The organism is Acidithiobacillus sp. TH-A35 (assembly GCF_057473505.1).
The window spans coordinates 1-16526 of the sequence record NZ_JBYCKR010000189.1 but is presented as its reverse complement, the minus strand read 5'-3'; the positions used below and the strand labels follow the sequence as shown (position 1 = coordinate 16526).

The following is a 16526-nucleotide window of genomic DNA, read 5'->3' as shown; positions in this document are numbered from 1 at the left end:
ATCGTACTTTATTGTCCTCTACCGTGACCTTGATGCCACAACGGCAGGCACACATGTAGCAAGTCGTGTATTTAATTTCCTGCGTGCTATGGTCTTCAAATTCCATGACGGTAGCCATCTTGTACCTCGCGTCTGCATGCCCCAAATTGGGGATATCCCGTTATCCCCGAGATGGTGGCGGAGCATGCCTGATAAAGCAAGTCAGCGTTTTTGATTTTGTAATAAGTAGCCCTTATTTGCTTTATACCCGGCACGGTGATTAGTTTAACGGCGCTTAACCCAAGGAGATTCACTCATGATTCGCAATGATTTCAAGGAACATTCGCGCATTACCATCACCTGGAAGGATAAGGAAGGTAAGCTGCGGCCCGGCAATTTCTACGTCTACGCCCTTCTCAAGGATGCCATGATCGTGCGCGCCACGGACAAAGACGGCCTGCTGCGTAAACTTTCCTTCGCCGACGTACTGCGCGTGGTGAAGTTTCAGGATGTGGCACCGCAGGATCGCTACATGATCCCCGATGAGATCCTGAAAGAGGCGAACTGGAAGGATCGGGATGTAATGGTGCGTTACAGCTCTTCACCGAACCGCGGTAAGTAGGTATCAGGCGGAAGGCGGACAGGACGCCCGGTCTCTCACCCAGAGGCCTGTCTTGCCGCCGCCTTTCCGTAAAAGGCGGGTGTTTTGTAATAGCATCCCGCGATCTATGGCTTTGCACATGTCGTAAATAGTGAGCAAACCCACGGAAACCGCAGTGAGCGCTTCCATCTCGACACCTGTCTGCCCGGCGCAGCGCACTTCGGCGCGACAAACAATCCGCGCCGGATCATGAGCAGGAGTCAATTCGACCTCGACGCCGGTGAGGAGCAAGGGATGTGCCAAAGGGATCAGCTCCCATGTTCTTTTGGTGGCCTGAATGGCTGCGATGCGTGCCACACCCAGAACATCACCTTTCCCCATTCGTCCAGACTCGATGCGTTCCAGTGTAGAATCCGCCATAATGATTTCACCTGCCGCCAGCGCAACACGCGTCGTCACTGCCTTCTTACCGACATCGACCATGTGGGCTTCACCTAGCACATTAAAATGATTGAGGGTATTGGGATTCGACATGGATATGGCACTCCTTTTGCGAGAGACTACGGAACACGCACCATTCAGGACGCCGCTATGACCTTTCCCAAACGGTTTTGGCTGTGGACGATTCTCTGTTTTTTCAGCATCTCTGCGCAAGCCGATCCACGTTTTCTGCCTCCCGAAATCCCGCGATCTATAACCCGTTACAGGTAACCGGCATACCTTCGCAGTGGCCAGTGCCGGTTTTTTGTCCCCCTGGTGCTAATCGTCGCCGCCTGGCCGGGCAGCCACAGGCAGTTGAGGCATTTCTCAGAACGGATGCTGTAGCCATTTATCCACAGACTTCATAGCTTTGGTCTCGGCCATTCCTCATGCTAGACTGCTCTTTGCACACGGCTTGTGGTGGATGCAGTAAGTTTCTGCCCCTTCAAAGCGGCTCCCTCCATTTTCAGCAAGGCTTTTAACTTGATGATATTCAAACGCATTCTTGGAATTTTCTCCACTGATCTCGCCGTAGACCTGGGCACTGCCAACACCCTGATTTACGTGCGCGGCAAGGGTATTGTGCTGTCTGAACCGTCCGTGGTAGCCATCCACACCGGGCGGCATGGGGCTACCAGCCGACGGATGCATGTCGGGGAGGAAGCCAAACGTATGCTGGGCCGCACACCGGCCAACATTACGGCTATCCGACCACTGAAAGACGGTGTGATTGCCGATTTCCAGATTACCGAGGCCATGCTCAAGCACTTTATCAAACGCGTGCACCATCAACGCTTCCTGAGCCCAAGCCCGCGGATTATCGTCTGTGTACCCTATGGTGCAACGCAAGTGGAGCGGCGCGCTATCCGCGAGTCGGCGATGAGCGCGGGCGCACGCGAAGTACACCTGATTGAAGAGCCCATGGCGGCCGCCATCGGGGCCGGGATGCCCGTTGCGGAGCCTACCGGCTCCATGGTGGTGGATATTGGCGGCGGCACCACCGAAGTCGGTGTCATCGCGCTGGGCGGGGTAGTCTACTCCCAGAGCGTGCGTGTCGGTGGTGACAAAATGGATGAAGCGATCGTCAACTACATTCGTCGCAATTACGGCATGCTGATTGGTGAGACTACCGCCGAAGAGATCAAGAAGAGGGTAGGCTGCGCCTATCCCGGTCAGGAAGTGCTCAGCATGGAAGTACGCGGACGCAATCTTGCTGAAGGCGTTCCTCGGACTTTTACAATTACCAGCAATGAAATTCTTGAAGCCCTTCAGGAGCCATTAGGTGCAATTGTCGGCGCCATCAAACTGGCCCTGGAGCAGACGCCTCCCGAACTCGCTGGCGATATCGCTGAACGAGGCATGGTGTTGACCGGCGGTGGCGCCCTCCTCCGCGATCTGGATCGCCTGATCATGGAGGAAACGGCACTACCGGTCATCGTTGCGGAGGACCCGTTAACCTGCGTGGCGCGGGGCAGCGGTCGGGCGCTCGAAGAACTGGAGTTGCTGGGTGAGGTATTTGCCGACGATTAAGCTTAACAGCTTCTCCTGAGCTACCATGCCTGCATTGTTTTTCCCCCGCCGCTACCCGCCGCTCCTTCGCGTAGCGGTACTGGTTTTATTGACCGTGTTTGTTTCGGTGTTCAGCGAAAAACATCCCAACATGGAAAGCGTTTCTCTGACCATGGCTTATCCTGTGCAGTGGATCAGTATGCAGGGAACCAGCTTCTGGCAGCAGGCTGACAACTACCTGCAAAGCCGTGCTGAGCTAGAGTCCGAAAATATCAGACTACACGCTGAACTCGTCGGTGTCGAACCCAAACTATTAGAAGCGGATATCCTGCGTAACGAAAACCGTCAGCTTCTTGCGTTACTCGATAGCATCCCCCAGCCGCCCGGGAAAGTGGCCGTCGCGCAGGTTATCGCGCAGAACTTTTCACCCAGTAGCCAGTTGTTAATCGTCAACATGGGGGCGCGCGCGGGAGTATTTGTCGGACAGCCGGTTCTTGCCGCAGGGGGAGTGGCGGGCCAGGTAGTCGGTGTTTCGCCTATGAGCAGTCAGGTGGCTCTGCTTTCTGACCTGGACAGCAGCATTCCCGTACAGCCCGCAGACTCAGACACCCCCTTGCTGGTAGACGGCAGGGGAAATATTGACAGCCTTGCGGTACCCTTTCAACCGCGCAACACCGCCCTGAAGGTCGGCGATAGACTGGTCACCTCTGGCTTAGGTGGGCGCTACCCGCCGGGACTGAATGTCGGCACGATTTCTGCGATCGTCCGTAATGGTGACCACTCCTTTGCACAGATTATGGTACAACCGGCCGTTCGTCTGGGACAACTGAGCACGGTGCTTATGCTCTGGGATAACCTATCCCCGCGGCCCGCGGCAACGCCATGATCGCCATCGCGCTCATCCTCGGCTTTTTATTCGCACTTACAGCAGAAACCATCCCCTGCGGCCCGCTTTATGCGTTACTCCATCCTGATTTTGTCGCCCTGCTGCTGCTCTACTGGGCGATCAGCAGCAGCTCTGAACTAAGCTTCACCATCGTCTGGCTGATCGGTCTGCTTCAGGATATGGTACTCGGGGATGTGCTGGGAGCTCAGGCTATCGCTGGGGTTATTATGATTTATCTGCTCTACACTGGCCTTGGCAGAGTCCGCGGCCTGTCGTCCTGGGAGCAGTTGTTCTTTATATTTCTATTATTGCTAATGCAGCGTTTGCTGGTCTGGTTGTGGCAGGCTTGGGCAGGTGCCATCACCTGGCATTTTTCTCTACTCTTGGGACCCTTGATCGGCGCCCTGCTGTGGCCACTTTTTACGCTGGCGCTCGATTATCTGCGTCACGCATTACGCCCGCGACATATATGAACGCATTACAGCCCGCCCAGGAGCATCGGCTATTCGTCGGCCGGCTTCTCGTCGTGGCGGGATTGATCGCTCTGCTTACGACCATAGTAGCTATACAGGTATTCAGGCTGCAGGTCTGGGACCACGACCACTACGCCACCCAATCCACCCATAACATTATTGCCTTGCTGCCGATCGCCCCCCTGCGCGGCCGTATTCTCGATCGACGTGGGCAGGTACTCGCTGATGACCGGACCAGCTTCGCACTTGCGATCACGCCAAACAAGGCCATCCATTTGGTCGAAACCATCCACCGCCTGCAGAAGATATTACCCATCAATGCGGAGGATCAGAAACGTTTCAACCATGATCTGGCGCATGCGCATCCCTATCAACCCGTCCTCCTTCGTCGCGATCTCAATCCTGATGAGCTGGCAGCATTTGCCGTGCAGCGCCATCAATTTCCGGGGGTGGAAATACAGACTCGGATTAAACGCCACTATCCCTATGGTTCGCTCTTCGCCCATGTATTGGGCTATGTGGGCCGCCTGACGCCTGCGGAAATCAGTGAAAACCAGACCGCGGACTACGCCGGGCTGGATAGCATCGGCAAAAACGGTCTGGAAGCGCAGTATGAAGCACTGCTGAAAGGCCAACCCGGCAATCAGGAGGTAGAAGTCGATGCCCGCGGACGCACATTACACTCCCGGTTGTGCAACTCGGCCCAGCAGGGAACGACGCTCCATACGACTCTGGATCTCGCCGTACAGCAGGCTGCCGCCCGGGCCATGGCCGGGCAGCAAGGCGCCGTAGTAGCACTGGATCCGCAGAATGGTGGTGTACTCGCCGCTTATTCGGCACCCGCGTTCGATCCGAATGCTTTCGTCGATGGCCTGAGCACCGCCGTATGGACCAGACTTCGGGACGATCCGGGCACGCCCATGACCAACCGGTTCCTGCGGGGCAGCTATCCTCCGGGCTCTACCATCAAGCCTTTTGTGGCACTCAACGCCCTGCATGACAAGGCCGTCACCGCTGATCAGCGGCTCGCTGGCGGCGCTTACTACCAGATCCCCGGCACTAAGCACAAGTATTACGACTGGAAGCCCGGTGGTCATGGTGCGGAAAATCTGCGCGAAGCTATTCGTGATTCCAATGACGTATATTTCTACCAAATCGCCATGCGCCTCGGCGTCACCCAGCTCGGCAACGGTCTCGCTCATTTTGGCTTCGGTCAGCGCAGTGGAGTGGATTTACCCGGGGAATCCACGGGTGTAGTCCCCTCCCCGGACTGGCTGCGCCAGCGCTACGGCCAGACGTGGTATCAAGGACAGACAGTAATGATGGGAATAGGACAGGGTTACCTGCTGAGTACCCCACTCCAGTTGGCACGTGCCACTGCCAGTATCGCTAACGGTGGCCGACTGGTAACACCTCATGTGGAACAATCGCCCGACAGCGTGACGCAAGCCCTGGATTTTTCGCCAGACGACATTGCCGTTATTCAGGATGCGATGCGTGATGCCGTGACTTCCGGTACCGGCAAATCGCTGGCCAATGATTTCCATACCATTGCTGGCAAAACCGGCACAGCTCAGATACACCATGCGCAGCGTAATGACTCTGGTCGAGTCCTGCATAATACGAACCAACTTTGGCAGGATCACGCACTTTTTATCGCCTATGCGCCTACCGACCATCCGCGCATCGCGGTGGCGGTAGTTGTCGAACATGGTGGCCACGGAGGCCGTACTGCCGGCCCCGTTGCCAGAGCGGTAATCGACGCCTACCTCAATACGGTGACAGCGTCGGAGATCAACCCATGAACTGGCGCATTCGCCTGCTGCGGCCGCTGCGGAAACTGGATCCGGCGCTCATGACGGGTATCGTGATACTCATGCTCATCAGCCTCGCGGTGCTATATAGCGGCAGCCAGGAAAGTATCCGCGTGGTGCTTGCTCAGCTTTTGCGATTCGCTGTCGGCATCGTCGTGCTGGTAATCGTCGCAAATACGCCACCTGAGCGCATTCGCGCCTGGGCACCCGCCTTGTACGCCATAGGTATTATCCTGCTCGCCATCACCCTCGTGGCGGGCAAAACCAGTCTTGGCGCACGCCGCTGGCTGGGAGTCGGGCCGTTGACCTTTCAGCCCTCGGAACTGATGAAGCTCGCCCTGCCCCTGTTCCTCGCCTATTATTATTCTCAACAGGAAAACGTCCGCCACTGGCTTTCTGCTATCGCGGGATTTGTGCTCATTGCCATCCCCTTTTTGCTCATCGCCAAGGAACCAGACCTCGGCACAGCCGCACAAATTGGCGCTGCCGGGGTCTTCATGATGTGGCTGGCGGGGGTGCGCCGCCGCTGGTTTGTCGGGCTCGTCATTCTGGTCGCGGTCAGCGGGCCGGTACTCTGGCATTTTCTGCACGGATACCAAAAAGAGCGCATCCTGACTTTCCTGGATCCCCAACGCGACCCCCTCGGTGCGGGATACCATATCATTCAGAGCATGATCGCCGTAGGTTCTGGTGGATTTTGGGGAAAGGGCTGGTTCAACGGAACCCAGGTTAACCTCGATTTCCTGCCAGAAGCCCAAACCGACTTCGTTTTTGCGGGATTTGCCGAGGAGTTTGGCCTGGTCGGAGTCATTGTCCTCATCTCCACCTACCTGCTCATTGTCTTGCGCGGCCTGGTAATCGCCTATGAGAGCCGAGATTCCTTCGGTCGCCTCATTGCCGGCACCCTGAGCCTGACTTTCTTCCTTTATATTTTCATCAATATGGGTATGACCACAGGGATCCTTCCCGTGGTAGGAGTGCCTCTGCCACTGATAAGCTATGGCGGAACAGCTATGCTGACCTTTATGGTCGGGCTGGGTATCCTGATGTCGGTCCACGCCCATCCGCGCACACATGAATAATGCGATTTCTCCCCAAAAAAGCGCTGGGTGTTGGATGCTGCCTTCCGCTCCCGGGCATGGCTTTCTGCCGGGGCATCGCTATAATTCCAGACCTACCCAAAACCATTCCAAATTCCGATCAGCGCTCACCACTGAGGCCCCTCATGATTGTCCGTACTACCCTGATCACCAGAATGCTCGTCTTGTTCGTCGGCTTGTGTCTCGCACCCTGGGCGCTTGCCGCAACCCCGATGCCCATGCTGCCCACACCACCTGCACCGGCCTTGCCAGCCATCGTGAGCTATGTGCTGATGGACTACGATACCGGACAGATCATCGCGGCTAAAAGTGAAAACCTGCGCCGCGCGCCGGCCAGCCTCACCAAGCTGATGACGGCCTATCTGACCTATCAGGCTATTCAGAGCGGCACCCTGACTCCTAAGGAAAACGTCCCTATCTCCAATACGGCCTGGAAGACAGGGGGCTCCAGTATGTTTGTCCAGCCCAATGATCCGGCAAATGTCGATCAATTGCTGCATGGATTGCTGATTGATTCAGGGAACGATGCGGCGGTAACGCTTGCCGAAGCGGTGGGGGGCAGTCAGTCGGGCTTTGTCACACTGATGAACGATATGGCTCTGCGCCTCAATCTGCACAACACCCATTACAGCAATGTCGATGGCCTGCCAGACAACAATCTCTATACGACCGCGCTGGATGTCGCCAAACTGTCGCACGCCTTCATTCAACAGTTCCCACAAGTGATCCAGATCACCAGGGAAAAGTCTTATACCTACAATGGTATTACCCAGCGGAGCTGGAACCCGGTGCTTTTCCGTGACCCCACGGTGGATGGCCTGAAAACCGGTCTGACCGATGCCTCCGGCTATTGTATCGATGCCACCGCCACCCGGAATGGCCGCCGCCTGATTGCCGTTGTTCTCGGCGGGCCGAGCTGGGCCGGCAGCACCAATGCCGTCGAAGCCCTGCTGGATTATGGATACCGCTTTTTCGTTAACCATTCGGTTTATACTGCCGGGGAAAAAGTCAGCGAGATCACCCGCAGCGATTTATCGCCCATGCATATCCCTGTGGGCGTCGAACAGATCGTAAACATTACCGTTCCGAAAGGACATTTTTCCGAGCTACAACGCGTGGTGGAGATTGCACCCAATCTCCAGGCTCCGCTGAAGAAAGGTGCGGTCGTCGGGCGGCTCGTATTCCTGCTGGATGGCAAAGCACTGAAGTCCGTGCCTGTTGTTGCCCAGACTTCTGTGGAGAAGGCGGGCTGGATAGCGCAGATCTTCCACAAGATCAGCAGCGCGCTATAAGCAAAATGCCGAAGCTATGGCAGGTCTTCACCTCAGGCGGAGGAAGACTTACCATGATACTCGACGCCATGAATTGGTCCTGTCCGACGATGACACGAGGGGGTTACGAAACGCTATGGAAACCGAAAAAAATCCAGCAGAAGACTTTCCACACCTGCACCATGTCAAAGCCATTGGTCAGCACACTGATCTGCTCGCGGCGGTGCGGGCGGCAATCGCGCCTCATGCGGCGGATTTGCCGGACACGGCCTTCTCTTGCCGACCCAGCAGCCAGGGGCAATATCAGGCCGTCACGGTTTCCCTGGAGGTCAGCAGCCATGAGCACCTCCTCGCTATTTATACATCCGTCAAAGAGATCGACGGCGTGATCCTCTGCTTATGAATACACCGCTACTCGTTCGCTGCTGGCCGGGCCTACTCCCTTACTTTACAGTGCTGGACGCCATGCGCGAATTCACGGCACAGCGAGACGCCGATACCCCGGACCAGATATGGCTTCTCCAGCATCCCCCGGTCTTTACCCTCGGACGCAATGCCGACGCGGCTGACGTTCTCGACCCCGGCCCTATTCCGGTTATTCGCAGTGATCGCGGTGGTAAAGTCACCTATCATGGACCCGGACAATGGGTAGTCTATTTGCTCATTGATCTACCCCGTATGGGAATCAACGTCCGCAGCTTAACCACCGCCATGGAACAAGCCGTCATTCGTCTGCTCCGGCAACATGGCGTGAGCGCTCATGCGCGTCGCGATGCTCCCGGAGTCTATGTGGGCGATGCCAAAATCGCCTCCCTGGGCCTGCGTATTCAGCGCGGTCGCAGTTACCACGGCCTCAGCCTCAACACGGAGATGGATCTGAGCCCCTTCCAGCGTATTCATCCTTGTGGCATGGTCAATCTCGCTGTCACTCAGGTGCACGACCTCTGTCCGAACTGGCCAAGCCACGATGTTGCCGAAACCCTGATGGCGGAATTGGCTATCAGCCTGGATCGCCCCTTAAGAAAAGGAGGGGCCTGACATGGACCCCCAACACCAGTCTAAAAAAGCCGAGCGCGGTGCCGAAAAGACCGCACGCAACCCCATACCCATCATTCCGGTAAAGTCCGAACGCCAGCCCAAGCCCCAGTGGTTGCGGGTACGATCACCATTGTCCCCAGAGGTAGACAGGCTCAAAAAGATCCTGCGTACAGCGGGCCTCCACACGGTCTGTGAAGAAGCCTCCTGCCCCAACCTGGGAGAATGCTTCGGCGGTGGGACGGCGACCTTCATGATCCTGGGAGACGTTTGTACCCGTCGCTGCCCCTTCTGTGACGTGGCGCATGGCCGTCCGCAAGTACCCGATCCTCTGGAACCTGTCCACCTTGCCCAGACCGTGGCAAGTATGAAACTACGCTTTGTCGTCATTACCTCCGTAGACCGTGATGATCTCCGCGATGGCGGCGCCCAGCACTTTGCCCAGGTCATCTCAGCGTTGCGTGAACGTTGTCCGGAACTGCACATAGAAATCCTCGTACCGGATTTTCGCGGTCGGGCAGAGAGGGCCTTGGCAGCACTCCAGGAGACACCGCCAGACGTCTTCAATCACAATCTGGAAACCGTACAGCGCCTGTATTTACAGGCCAGGCCCGGTGCGGATTACCGTCACTCGCTGCAACTACTCACTGCCTTTAAGGCACAGCATCCTCATGTCCCCACAAAATCCGGGCTGATGCTTGGTCTGGGCGAGGAACTCGATGAAATCCGCGCAGTGATGCGAGATCTGCGGCAGGCGGGATGCGAGCTACTCACCCTCGGGCAGTATCTGGCACCCTCCCGCCATCATCTGCCGGTCGCGCGATTCGTTCTGCCAGAGGAATTTCGGCAGTTACAGCAAGATGGCATGGCTATGGGATTCCGCCACGTTGCCAGCGGGCCACTGGTACGATCTTCCTACCATGCCGAGCGCAGTTTCCATGAAATGGGCGGGGACTGAGCGGAGCCAGGGTTATGCTGTTGCGCTACACCACTACATTGACCCTGGCCTCAGCACTGCTGCAGCCACCGGGTGTCTTGTTCATCCTCGCCGCTATCGGTTGGCTGGCAGAAATTGTGGGTTGGCGCTATTTCGGCCGGGTGCTCATTCTGCTCGCGCTGGGCACCCTCTATTTTTTCTCTACTGCGGTAGGAGCGCGACTTCTCCTGTTGCCCTTAGAAGATCGCTATCCGCCACTGGTGCAACCGCTACGTGGTGCCGATGTTCCCCAGGCGATTGTCGTGTTAGGGGGCGGGGAGGTCATGCAATCCCCAGGGTCGGACCAGGAAACAGCGAATGCACGTACCCTCGTGCGCCTGATGGCGGCAGCGCAACTGGCCAAACGAACTGGGCTCCCCTTAATTCCCAGTGGTGGCGCTCCGCGACTAGGCGCCCCGCCCGAGGCGGTCACCATGGAGTCCATCCTGCGCCAGGATCTGAGCGTACAAAGCCCCATCTGGCCGGAAACCCAGTCCTACAATACGGCCGCCAACGCGACAGACAGCGCAGCATTGCTGGCCCGGCACAATGTCCACCAGGCATACCTAGTGACTTCCGCGCTGCATATGCCACGGGCGGCCGCCTGGTTACGCCACGCTGACGTGAAAGTGATCCCCGTTCCCACCGATTACCGTCTGGATCGGGTGAGTGGACTCCGGCTGGAGAGCTGGCTGCCGCGAGCCATCTACCTGGAAATCAGCAGCGAGGCAAGTCACGAGTACCTCGGGCTGTTTTGGCTCTGGATTCAGGAGCAAGGGATCGGGGGCGGTCACTAGTCCCACAGCCCTGAGGAGGGAGCGACTTTTCTACGGCTTCTGATCGGGGAAAGTCACCTGGACATGCAGATGTTCCTGATCGGCGACGCCCGCCAAAGCTAATGGCGGCGGTACCGCAGCGCCATTCGCCGCCGGACCGTAAGGCGCATACGCATAAGGCGTTGCGGGAAGTGCGGCAGCCAGCGTTTCATAACTTGGCGCGTCGACCCCAATGGGGAGTGCCACGGTGTTGTGCTCCGCCACGATACGTCGGACCTTGTCCCAATCGATATCCTGATTGATGCGATTCTGCACCATAAAAGACTTGATCGTCATAACGGCACGCTGCAAATCCGGGATGCCTTTTGGGTGATAGGCATGCATCGGCTTGTATGACTGCAGGTAGATTTGCCCATCACGCACCCCCACAAGGTTGGGCTGATCAATGATCCGCACCGGGGTACCCACCGGAACCATGGGAAAAAGTTGCGCGACATTCTCCGGGAACATCTGGAAACAACCCTGACTGGCCCGCATACCAACCCCCCAGGGATGGTAAGTACCATGGATAAAGATGCCGGAGAGCCCGGTCTCCATCGCCAGCTCCCCCATGGGGTTTTCTGCACCGGGTGGCCAGTACCATGGGATATCCATGTGAAATTTCTTCTCAAACCATGCGTGGATATTTTTGGGAACATTCCATGCGGGCATTTTAAACTTGGCAATAATCTGCGTGGCCGTCAAATGCTCCTTCCAGCCCGGCAAAAAGACACCAACAGGATAGGTGTATACCACCCGGTCATTCGCTGGAAAATAGTATATCCGCCGTGCCGGAATATCTACGACGATACCGGTCCATGGCTTTGGCGGCAAAACATACTCGGCAGGAATAACCACCTTACTGGCCTGGCCGGGGAGCCAGGGATTAACACCAGGGTTGGCCGCCGTCACCTGATTGTAACCCAGGTCATAGAAACGCCCGATATCCAAAAGCGTATCGTCGCTATGAGTGGTTACCGCCTTAAGGGCCCCGACAATATTACCCTGAGCGGGCAAAGCATATACACTGGCGCCTGCTGCCGTCGCAGCATACCCTACGAAAGCTGCAAGAAACCAGATACCTAACTGTTTTCGCATTATTTATTTTCCTGTTTGCGGCACATTGAAAAAGCAAAAAACCATCCACCGCGCGCGCATTGGCAGCGCCCTGCATTACCGTCATAATCATAAAGTAAAAGGAGGCCTGTATGGAATCACCACACCTGATATTTTTGAAAAACGCGGTAGGCAGTAAACCTGCTTCCAGTGCGTTGTTACGCGATGCGCTGCATCGTCTCGATCACATGCTGGCTGATCTGGCTGGCGATCTGCACGTGCCCTATGCTGGCCCCTACGTCGGCCTGAAGCACACCCCGCAACAGCACCAATTATGCGTCGCCGAGCATCAATGGTCAGTGCAGGAGCGCGGCTGGGGTGTCGCAATTTGCACTTGCCATCCCGTTCATGGATGGCGTGCCGAGTGGCGGCTGGCCACGGTGAGTCGGGAACGTCTCCCCCTCATCGTAAACGCTTTGCCTGCATTATTTACGGGTTACGCGGCCACGGCAGGCGCCTCTCCGGCTGCGCAGCGTCCCAGCACAAGGCGCATCCATGAAATTGCCGACCTCTTCGCACATTGACAGCACCATTAAAACGCCTATCTACAGGGCTAACAGCGACAAAGAAGCAAAGCCACGTTCATCCTGAAGCGAGATTCCTGCATGGAATTGCCCCTCGGCAGTCTGATTATTATAGCTTTCCTCGTGGCCTTGGTCGTCTTGACCGGGCTGTGGAAGGTATTGCGCAGACAGAAGCTCCTCAAGGCCGCGGGCACGTTGCGCAATGCCCGCGGGAGCAGGGGAAGTCCGACACAAGCAGTCCCAGCTATTAAAACCGGTCCAGCCAACGCCACGCCGGAAATAACTTCCTCTATGCAGGTCAATGAAACCAGCATTCTCGACGAGGTGGAGATTTATCTTTCCTATGGCCACCTGGAACAGGCGGCCACGTCCCTGAGCTGGTACGTGGATCACAACCCCGATAACATTCAGCAGATGCGTCGGCTCCTCTCGATCTATCGTGAAATTCCTGATATTGATCACTTCGCTGAACTTTTAGAAAAACTCAATGATTCGCGTGCCATCCCTGGCGCAGAGGCCCAGGATCTCGTTTTGGAAGGGCTGAAACTGGATCCACAAAACCTGCAACTGCGGGTAACCGCAGAGAATTTAGGGGTGAACGGCGCGCAGATTGCCGCGGTCATCACCCACGCTACCCATGCACCACAATCAGCGGCATCCTCCTCACTCATGGGTGCACAGAAGGAGCTAGAGCAAGCCATCGTCAATCCGGAGCCGCTGGATCTGTCTGGATTCGTTGCAAAGACAGAGCAGTTATCGGGCGGGGATTTAAAGAACAGCTCTGTGGGCACAGGTGCCATACTGCTGACCGGGTCCGATGACATCACGCCGCTGGATGAGGAGGAATACGAGGTAGTGGCCGGACTGATTTCGCCCCTCGTTGCCGCACGCCATTTGCTGACGTGTCGCCAATATCCTGAGGCCGAGCGTCTGTTACGCCGTAACATTATTCTCGATCCCCGCAAACTCATCCTCCAGGTCACCCTTTTGGAGATGCTTTACGTCCAGCGGCGATGCGCGCCCTACGCTGAATCCCTCCTTCAGCTCTATATTACCTTGTGGGGTGCAGGTAGCGCTTTGCGAACGCGATTGCTGCACCGCGGCCAGCGATTGGGTAAGCATGACCTGTGGACCCTCCTTGCCGAGAGTGACGGAGAAGAGCATGTTCTCGCCGGGCTGGCCGAGCAGTACGGGCTTTACCTGCCCATCACTGCCATACCACTGAGCAATCCTCCGCTGGTAACGGAAGAAATCCGCCGCGATCATCAGATCACTCCGAAGGGCGGTGAGGACAGCATTATCGAGGAATTCAACCTGCTTCTGGAGTATGGGCAGGTAGATGAAGCCGTAGATCTTCTGGAGAAGGCCACATTAGCTCAACCGGACCATAGCATTTATTATGGGCCGCTCCTTGAAATGTACGAACGGATGGACGCCCGCGAGCGCTTTTCCCAATTCATCAAATCGATTCTTACAACAGATACGCAGCCCAATGAAGATATCATGCGCCAAATGTTCGGCCTGGCTGAACGCCTCCAGCGCTACCCGCAACGACAGATCATTTAGGATTTGATCATGACGAAAAACCCCTCTAATAGCGATAGTATCCTCGTTCGCAGCATCGGGATGGATGCACGCAAAGAAGCCGTCTTCCGTATGGCCTTCAAAATGTTTACCCGGCGCCATTATCAACTGCTGGATCTCGGTGATACGCAAGCATCTGCAGTGACCATTATTGATGTGGATGGTGCAGAGGGTATGGCTATTGCTCATCGATTGCATGGGGAACAACCGGAACAACGTATCCTCCTGACGAGCGTTTCCCCGCAAGCCGATAGTATGTTCCCGGTTTTGCAGAAACCCATACGTATGGAAACCCTGTTTCCAGCACTGGAGCTGTTACTGAATAGTGGCCCCGCTCTCGGAAAACCAGCAGGCAGGAGCAGCGCTACGGTCATGCCCATCCGGCCCGAGGTCGCGATCCCCGCGCTATCCACACCCCCTGCCCCATCGCCTGCCGCCGCAACCCCATCTGTTTCAAAGCCTGGCGTTGCGCCACGTCCCGCTCCGCTACTGCGCCCTGAAGAAATACGTCATTTCAACCCTCAGGCGGGTCTGCTGGGACTTTTGCAGATTATCCGGCGTGATCAGTCGTCAGCCATTATTGTGGATAGCCAGCAACAGGTTATTCTGCGATTAGACCCGATGGCTGATCAGGCCATCTTGCTGTCGGACGATGAGCATCTCAAATCGCTGGCGCGAGAAGAGTACCCGCGGCTGCAAATGCGTGCCCCGAATAACACTGACGTTCCCGCTCATGCATCCACACGGCGCCTCACCCTTCAGTCTCTACTCTGGCAAATGGGTGCGTGGACGGCTGATGGGCGTCTCAGCCAGAACCTCCAAATCCACGCCCCCGTGCAATTGAAGCAATGGCCCAACCTGACGCGACTCACCATGTTGCCTGACGCACTGCGCTTAGCGGCTTTTCTGGCCCGTTCTCCGGCATCTCCGGCATTGACGGTGAAGATGTTACGCGTCGAGCCTCATGATCTTTTCAACTTTCTTGCAGCCGCAGACAGCTTAGGACTGTTGCGCTACAACACGGCAGAGAATCCCGATAACCGCATCCAGCCACTGACGCCCAATGCGCCAATGCCTGCAGAAATACCCGCTGCCAAAAGAAGCTTCCTGGGCCGTCTCCTTGCCCGCATTTCAGGGCTGTAAAATGCGGACGCAAAGAGCGCTTAGGCAAAAATCATATTGAAGGAGCCACGTTGTGAGAGAAGACAATAAAATTATCTTTACCGGTCCTGTTGGTGTGGGCAAAACAACGGCCATTTCAGCATTGTCAGATATTCCAATTATCTCCACTGACGCCCAGGCTTCGGATATGACGCTGAATCGCAAAGGTCACACCACCGTGGCGATGGATTACGGCGTACTGAAGCTGGATGAGAGCACTAAAATTCACCTGTACGGCACCCCTGGCCAGGAACGTTTCGATTTCATGTGGGACATTCTCACCACCGGTGGTCTGGGCCTCATCCTGATGCTGGACAATACCCGCCCTAACCCGAAAAAAGATCTGCACTTTTTTCTCCATGCCTTCAAAGAGTTCATTGCCGACGTTCCGGTAGTCATCGGGGTTTCAAAAACGGATGTCCAGGCGCAGCCCCAGATAGCAGCATACGTCAATATGCTCCCAGAAGTGACCGCTGATCTACGGATGCTTAATCCCATTCCACCGATTTTCGAAGTGGATGGTCGTAACAAGGACGACGTTAAGAATCTGGTTATGGCACTTCTTTACTCCATTGATCCTGGAATCGGGGATCAGTTATGAGTATCGAACTGGTCGCCACCAGCGCTGATCTTTATGGTGAAGTGACACCAGCCGGGGCCTTTTATGCCACATCCAGTCCGGATCAGGAAGGAAACCGGACCGTTCTTTTACGTATTTTACGAGAAGGACACCGAGCCCCTTTTAGCATCAAGGCCGCACAGCATTGGACGCAGTCTGCGAATGAAGAGGAGGCCTTGCGCAGCATTTTCCGCCTGCAACGACTGGGTTTATTACGGGGCACCGCGCATCCACGTCAGCAAGAGGATAAACGCCTGGAAGATGCGTTACCGCCCCTCCTCGCGCAACTCTCCGATGTACAGAAGACACTCCTCGCCGACGAAAATGGCTTTTATCTCGCCGCAGCCGGCTACACCCATGAAGCCGCAGAAGAACTCGCCGGGCTTTCGGCAGACCTGCTCTCCTTGCAGTCCAGGCATGACCGTTTGCTGAAAAACAACCTGCGTGTCAACACCGAGACCTGGGGACTGCTCGATCCCGCGGGGCGTTCTGAACTGGGGTTCTGGCCGTTATTCATCGGTCAGCAACGTTTCATGCTCGTCGTCAACGGTACACCCCGCCTGCAGAATCAATCATTCGTTAC

The 16526-nt window shown here is 56.3% G+C and carries 19 protein-coding genes; 16 read left to right on the top strand and 3 right to left on the bottom strand.

Annotated elements, in window-relative coordinates:
• Positions 1-106: hypothetical protein (locus tag AC2VNK_RS06605; protein WP_486883232.1), on the bottom strand; the 106-nt coding region annotated here is incomplete at its 3' end.
• A 189-nt stretch (positions 107-295) separates the two neighbouring features.
• On the opposite strand from AC2VNK_RS06605, the gene AC2VNK_RS06600 reads away from it, so the two are divergent.
• Positions 296-601, top strand: coding sequence for a hypothetical protein (locus tag AC2VNK_RS06600; protein WP_291525020.1), 306 nt, complete (start codon positions 296-298; stop codon positions 599-601).
• Positions 602-604: 3 nt separating this feature from the next.
• On the opposite strand, the gene moaC is transcribed toward AC2VNK_RS06600, so the two are convergent.
• Complete coding sequence (gene moaC / locus AC2VNK_RS06595) at positions 605-1114, bottom strand: cyclic pyranopterin monophosphate synthase MoaC (RefSeq protein WP_291525018.1); 510 nt, start codon at positions 1112-1114, stop codon at positions 605-607.
• A gap of 432 nt (positions 1115-1546) precedes the next feature.
• Here moaC and AC2VNK_RS06590 point away from each other — a divergent pair, with 432 nt between their 5' ends.
• The 10 genes from AC2VNK_RS06590 to AC2VNK_RS06545 all read left to right on the top strand — a co-directional run bounded on the left by AC2VNK_RS06590 (position 1547) and on the right by AC2VNK_RS06545 (position 10921).
• Entirely contained in the window at positions 1547-2590 is a 1044-nt protein-coding gene (locus tag AC2VNK_RS06590) for a rod shape-determining protein (RefSeq protein WP_291525016.1), read from the top strand.
• Positions 2591-2615: 25 nt separating this feature from the next.
• Complete coding sequence (gene mreC, locus AC2VNK_RS06585; RefSeq protein ID WP_486883231.1) at positions 2616-3455, top strand: rod shape-determining protein MreC; 840 nt, start codon at positions 2616-2618, stop codon at positions 3453-3455.
• Positions 3452-3928 (top strand): rod shape-determining protein MreD, encoded by a 477-nt coding sequence (gene mreD, locus AC2VNK_RS06580; RefSeq protein WP_291525014.1) that lies wholly within the window; start codon positions 3452-3454, stop codon positions 3926-3928. Before mreC ends, mreD begins: the two co-directional genes overlap by 4 nt.
• A complete protein-coding gene (gene mrdA, locus AC2VNK_RS06575) occupies positions 3925-5733 on the top strand; it encodes a penicillin-binding protein 2 (protein WP_486883230.1) in 1809 nt (602 codons plus the stop codon). Before mreD ends, mrdA begins: the two co-directional genes overlap by 4 nt.
• The gene (gene rodA, locus AC2VNK_RS06570; RefSeq protein WP_291525011.1) at positions 5730-6824 is read left to right on the top strand and encodes a rod shape-determining protein RodA; all 1095 of its coding nucleotides are present in this window, start codon (positions 5730-5732) and stop codon (positions 6822-6824) included. Before mrdA ends, rodA begins: the two co-directional genes overlap by 4 nt.
• 143 nt (positions 6825-6967) lie before the next feature.
• A complete protein-coding gene (locus tag AC2VNK_RS06565) occupies positions 6968-8134 on the top strand; it encodes a D-alanyl-D-alanine carboxypeptidase family protein (protein ID WP_291525009.1) in 1167 nt (388 codons plus the stop codon).
• Between the two features lie 115 nt (positions 8135-8249).
• Positions 8250-8516, top strand: coding sequence for a YbeD family protein (locus AC2VNK_RS06560; RefSeq protein WP_291525008.1), 267 nt, complete (start codon positions 8250-8252; stop codon positions 8514-8516).
• Positions 8513-9151: a lipoyl(octanoyl) transferase LipB gene (lipB, locus tag AC2VNK_RS06555; protein ID WP_486883229.1), complete on the top strand. Its 639-nt coding sequence runs from the start codon at positions 8513-8515 to the stop codon at positions 9149-9151. The genes AC2VNK_RS06560 and lipB overlap by 4 nt, the downstream gene beginning before the upstream one ends.
• Before the next feature lies 1 nt (position 9152).
• Positions 9153-10106 carry a lipoyl synthase gene (lipA, locus tag AC2VNK_RS06550; protein WP_486883228.1) on the top strand — a complete coding sequence of 318 codons (954 nt, stop codon included), beginning with the start codon at positions 9153-9155 and terminating at the stop codon, positions 10104-10106.
• A 14-nt stretch (positions 10107-10120) separates the two neighbouring features.
• Positions 10121-10921 carry a YdcF family protein gene (locus tag AC2VNK_RS06545; RefSeq protein ID WP_486883227.1) on the top strand — a complete coding sequence of 267 codons (801 nt, stop codon included), beginning with the start codon at positions 10121-10123 and terminating at the stop codon, positions 10919-10921.
• A gap of 30 nt (positions 10922-10951) precedes the next feature.
• Here the strand turns inward: AC2VNK_RS06545 and AC2VNK_RS06540 are convergent, their stop codons facing one another.
• Positions 10952-12037 (bottom strand): L,D-transpeptidase family protein, encoded by a 1086-nt coding sequence (locus AC2VNK_RS06540; RefSeq protein WP_486883226.1) that lies wholly within the window; start codon positions 12035-12037, stop codon positions 10952-10954.
• A gap of 110 nt (positions 12038-12147) precedes the next feature.
• Between AC2VNK_RS06540 and AC2VNK_RS06535 the strand changes: the two genes are divergently transcribed.
• The 5 genes from AC2VNK_RS06535 to AC2VNK_RS06515 all read left to right on the top strand — a co-directional run.
• Positions 12148-12579 carry a hypothetical protein gene (locus tag AC2VNK_RS06535; protein WP_291524998.1) on the top strand — a complete coding sequence of 144 codons (432 nt, stop codon included), beginning with the start codon at positions 12148-12150 and terminating at the stop codon, positions 12577-12579.
• An 81-nt stretch (positions 12580-12660) separates the two neighbouring features.
• The gene (locus AC2VNK_RS06530; protein WP_291524996.1) at positions 12661-14145 is read left to right on the top strand and encodes a hypothetical protein; all 1485 of its coding nucleotides are present in this window, start codon (positions 12661-12663) and stop codon (positions 14143-14145) included.
• A gap of 9 nt (positions 14146-14154) precedes the next feature.
• On the top strand, positions 14155-15306 hold the full coding sequence (locus AC2VNK_RS06525; protein WP_486883225.1) for a response regulator: 1152 nt from the start codon (positions 14155-14157) through the stop codon (positions 15304-15306).
• Between the two features lie 52 nt (positions 15307-15358).
• Entirely contained in the window at positions 15359-15925 is a 567-nt protein-coding gene (locus tag AC2VNK_RS06520; protein WP_291524994.1) for a GTP-binding protein, read from the top strand.
• On the top strand, positions 15922-16526 hold a 605-nt coding region (locus tag AC2VNK_RS06515; RefSeq protein ID WP_486883224.1), incomplete at its 3' end, for a roadblock/LC7 domain-containing protein. The genes AC2VNK_RS06520 and AC2VNK_RS06515, both read left to right, overlap by 4 nt.

Excerpts from the sequence above, each read along its gene's own strand:
- AC2VNK_RS06600 (WP_291525020.1), top strand. The coding sequence starts at position 296 with ATGATTCGCAATGATTTCAAGGAACATTCGCGCATTACCATCACCTGG.
- moaC (WP_291525018.1), bottom strand. The coding sequence starts at position 1,114 with ATGTCGAATCCCAATACCCTCAATCATTTTAATGTGCTAGGTGAAGCC.
- AC2VNK_RS06590 (WP_291525016.1), top strand. The coding sequence starts at position 1,547 with ATGATATTCAAACGCATTCTTGGAATTTTCTCCACTGATCTCGCCGTA.
- mreC (WP_486883231.1), top strand. The coding sequence starts at position 2,616 with ATGCCTGCATTGTTTTTCCCCCGCCGCTACCCGCCGCTCCTTCGCGTA.
- mreD (WP_291525014.1), top strand. The coding sequence starts at position 3,452 with ATGATCGCCATCGCGCTCATCCTCGGCTTTTTATTCGCACTTACAGCA.
- mrdA (WP_486883230.1), top strand. The coding sequence starts at position 3,925 with ATGAACGCATTACAGCCCGCCCAGGAGCATCGGCTATTCGTCGGCCGG.
- rodA (WP_291525011.1), top strand. The coding sequence starts at position 5,730 with ATGAACTGGCGCATTCGCCTGCTGCGGCCGCTGCGGAAACTGGATCCG.
- AC2VNK_RS06565 (WP_291525009.1), top strand. The coding sequence starts at position 6,968 with ATGATTGTCCGTACTACCCTGATCACCAGAATGCTCGTCTTGTTCGTC.
- AC2VNK_RS06560 (WP_291525008.1), top strand. The coding sequence starts at position 8,250 with ATGGAAACCGAAAAAAATCCAGCAGAAGACTTTCCACACCTGCACCAT.
- lipB (WP_486883229.1), top strand. The coding sequence starts at position 8,513 with ATGAATACACCGCTACTCGTTCGCTGCTGGCCGGGCCTACTCCCTTAC.
- lipA (WP_486883228.1), top strand. The coding sequence starts at position 9,153 with ATGGACCCCCAACACCAGTCTAAAAAAGCCGAGCGCGGTGCCGAAAAG.
- AC2VNK_RS06545 (WP_486883227.1), top strand. The coding sequence starts at position 10,121 with ATGCTGTTGCGCTACACCACTACATTGACCCTGGCCTCAGCACTGCTG.
- AC2VNK_RS06540 (WP_486883226.1), bottom strand. The coding sequence starts at position 12,037 with ATGCGAAAACAGTTAGGTATCTGGTTTCTTGCAGCTTTCGTAGGGTAT.
- AC2VNK_RS06535 (WP_291524998.1), top strand. The coding sequence starts at position 12,148 with ATGGAATCACCACACCTGATATTTTTGAAAAACGCGGTAGGCAGTAAA.
- AC2VNK_RS06530 (WP_291524996.1), top strand. The coding sequence starts at position 12,661 with ATGGAATTGCCCCTCGGCAGTCTGATTATTATAGCTTTCCTCGTGGCC.
- AC2VNK_RS06525 (WP_486883225.1), top strand. The coding sequence starts at position 14,155 with ATGACGAAAAACCCCTCTAATAGCGATAGTATCCTCGTTCGCAGCATC.